4 protein-coding genes and 1 pseudogene are annotated in these 2,370 nt (G+C 60.5%); 3 read left to right on the plus strand and 2 right to left on the minus strand.

The window, feature by feature from the left end; genetic code table 11:
- Positions 1-210 precede the first annotated feature (210 nt).
- Together ACPUD7_RS17545 and ACPUD7_RS17550 are read left to right on the plus strand one after the other, a co-directional pair.
- Positions 211-453, plus strand: a complete 243-nt coding sequence (locus ACPUD7_RS17545; protein WP_135540000.1) for a DUF2249 domain-containing protein — start codon at positions 211-213, stop codon at positions 451-453.
- 40 nt (positions 454-493) lie between these two features.
- Complete coding sequence (locus ACPUD7_RS17550; RefSeq protein WP_135540002.1) at positions 494-727, plus strand: hypothetical protein; 234 nt, start codon at positions 494-496, stop codon at positions 725-727.
- A gap of 31 nt (positions 728-758) precedes the next feature.
- On the opposite strand, the gene ACPUD7_RS17555 is transcribed toward ACPUD7_RS17550, so the two are convergent.
- Both ACPUD7_RS17555 and ACPUD7_RS17560 read right to left on the minus strand, forming a co-directional pair.
- Positions 759-1,232, minus strand: a complete 474-nt coding sequence (locus ACPUD7_RS17555; RefSeq protein WP_425120628.1) for an FABP family protein — start codon at positions 1,230-1,232, stop codon at positions 759-761.
- A 21-nt stretch (positions 1,233-1,253) separates the two neighbouring features.
- Positions 1,254-1,712 (minus strand): YybH family protein, encoded by a 459-nt coding sequence (locus tag ACPUD7_RS17560; protein ID WP_205683346.1) that lies wholly within the window; start codon positions 1,710-1,712, stop codon positions 1,254-1,256.
- Between the two features lie 303 nt (positions 1,713-2,015).
- Between ACPUD7_RS17560 and ACPUD7_RS17565 the strand changes: the two are divergent.
- Positions 2,016-2,117: pseudogene (locus ACPUD7_RS17565) on the plus strand (transposase-like zinc-binding domain-containing protein); the annotation flags it as partial.
- Positions 2,118-2,370: the final 253 nt, after the last annotated feature.

Genomic DNA, 2,370 nt, shown 5'->3' on the forward strand with positions numbered 1-2,370 from the left:
CGTGTTCAACAGCCACGCCGTCGTGTCCTTACACAGCGATCGTGTCGCGTTTCTCAATCAGCGGTCGAGCCGTTGCGGGATGCGAGGTGGCCAATCTCCTTCGACCATGCATCAAGCGGGTAACACCTGACAGCCATGCCCCGCATCCCCGGAGTGGTCGGAAACTTACCACTGCTCCCAATCCACATATAAGAAAGGTAAGGAACTGCCATGAGCAAGGAGATCGAACTGGATGTGCGAGCTGAGGTTCCTGCACGCCGTCACGAGCTGATCTTCGAGACGTACAACAACCTTGCGGTCGGCGATGCATTCGTACTCGTCAACGACCATGACCCGAAGCCTCTGTATTACCAATTCGCCGCCGAACAGGCTGGGAAGTTCACCTGGGACGCGATCGAGGAGGGCCCGGAACGCTGGCAGGTGCGCATCGGTCGGACCGAACCGACTGCGTGACCGCATGCAGGCAGATTTGACGGCAGCAGACGCTGACGAGTTGGTCGCTTCACTGACTGCCGTATTGGCGAAGAGCCTGCGGGCGTTGGGCAAAGCCGGTCAACCCAATGAAGCCAGCCGTCTGGCTGCCACCGGTTGGTCGGTGCTGCGGCACAGACACCCACGCGAGGCCGAGAAGATCAACGGAACGATGCACTATCTCGCGCGGCTGCCCGGGTCGCCGACTTCAAGCGAACTGGCGCAGGCCGATTCGCACTCGACCACGGAGAACTGAATACACGCAAGATCGGCTGAGTCGCGCAGGCTCAGCCGATCCTGTGCATCTGCGAGGCCAGATGGTGTCTCATGGGCACGCCTACGGCGGCCATGGCGAAGCTGGTCGTGAGGGCGTCTGCGGACAGTACGATTCGCCGCGTGGTCGACTCGACGTGCTTTGCCGAACTCGAGCAGTTGACCTGGGAACGCAGCTCGCAGGTGAAGCCATCGGCCGTCACGGTCAGCGGGCCTTCGGCGAGTTCGGTTTGTCCGGTCGGCTGGGCAAGCACGAATTCCACCTGTGAAGCGTCGACGATCCGCAGGTAGCCGGTCTCTGTGTGCATCGGCGCTCCGGCTGGTGACCAGGTCTTCTGCACATAGTGGAGGAACGGTTTGCCGACGTCGGTGAACGTCGCTTCTTCTGCGTAGTCGAATGGTTCGATCGTCGGATACTCGCCGTGGCCTTCACCACGCCAGGTTCCGAGAAGACCCGAGACGACCTCGAGTCCGGGATGCAGTGTCATGGCTCTTTCCTTCGGGTCCGGTCAGTCGGAGGTTCGCTTCTTGTAGTGGATCGCGCTGCGACCTTCGGGCAGATTGATGTGCGTCTGTGCGCTGGGTTCGATATCTGTGTTCTGCGCCGTGACGGCGATCCACCCGTCCTTGCTGCGTTCGAGCACGAAGGTGAATACTCCGCGGCGGTCACCGGCCGGCTCTCCAGCGGGTGTGACCTGGCCCGTGAGGTGCCATCCGGCTTGGACGACTGCTGCATCGGTGCCGACGAGGCGAGTTCTCGGTTCGTCCATGCTGATCCGTGAGTTCGGGAAGATGTGGGCGAAGCCGAATGCGTGTGCGTCGCGGATGTTCGCTCGGTCGTGCCACCAGAGGCCCACCACGTTGACGAACTCGGCGTCTTCAGCGAACAGATCAGCCAGATCATCGGCATCGGCTCGGTTCCACGCGTCTTCCCATCCGGTGACGACGTCTTCCGGAGTCTTCAGCATGGACATCCTTCCTATCTGCGGTGATCAACGTGAGCCGGGACCGGTGGCTTTCGGCGCGAATGCGAACGCGGGTGCGAACGAAGTCATCTCCCAATTACACCAGCAGGGTCGTGGGACCGCGGTTCCAGGACGAATGTGGGCGCGTCGAGGAATATCCAAATGGAGCCCAGTCTCGAAGCGACAGGCGTGGCCCGCCGACCCGGTGGAAGAGGGTTATAGGCCAAAATGTGTGTACAGGATAGCCTGCTTGCCCAGTAGCCAGTAGGGCAAGACTGGATTGAACATGCTCTGCAACCATGTTCAGTGCCCAATCCCAGAAATCACCCTGTCTGTGGTGTATGTGCAAACAAGCTCGTCAAGAATGGCAAAACCGGTGCCGGACGCACCAGGTGGCGGTGCAAACACTGCGGCTGTTCAGCGATTCAGAAGCGCACCGATTCGGCGAAGAAGGCCGACTTCACCAGCTTCATCGCATGGTTGACCAGCACGCAGCCACGAGGCGATTTCGCTTCCAGCACTCGCACTTTCACGCGAAAGATTCAATGGTGCTGGAACGTAACCCCCAGGGTGGTCCTGACAGGCGAGATCCATGACCAGATCATGCTCGACGGCACCTACTTCAACGGTTGGTGCGTGCTCATCGCCTACACCGGCACTC

The sequence above is a fragment of the Brevibacterium sp. FAM 24630 genome, from assembly GCF_049804075.1.
Taxonomy (GTDB): domain Bacteria; phylum Actinomycetota; class Actinomycetes; order Actinomycetales; family Brevibacteriaceae; genus Brevibacterium.

Excerpts from the sequence above, each read along its gene's own strand:
- ACPUD7_RS17545 (WP_135540000.1), top strand. The coding sequence starts at position 211 with ATGAGCAAGGAGATCGAACTGGATGTGCGAGCTGAGGTTCCTGCACGC.
- ACPUD7_RS17555 (WP_425120628.1), bottom strand. The coding sequence starts at position 1,232 with ATGACACTGCATCCCGGACTCGAGGTCGTCTCGGGTCTTCTCGGAACC.
- ACPUD7_RS17560 (WP_205683346.1), bottom strand. The coding sequence starts at position 1,712 with ATGCTGAAGACTCCGGAAGACGTCGTCACCGGATGGGAAGACGCGTGG.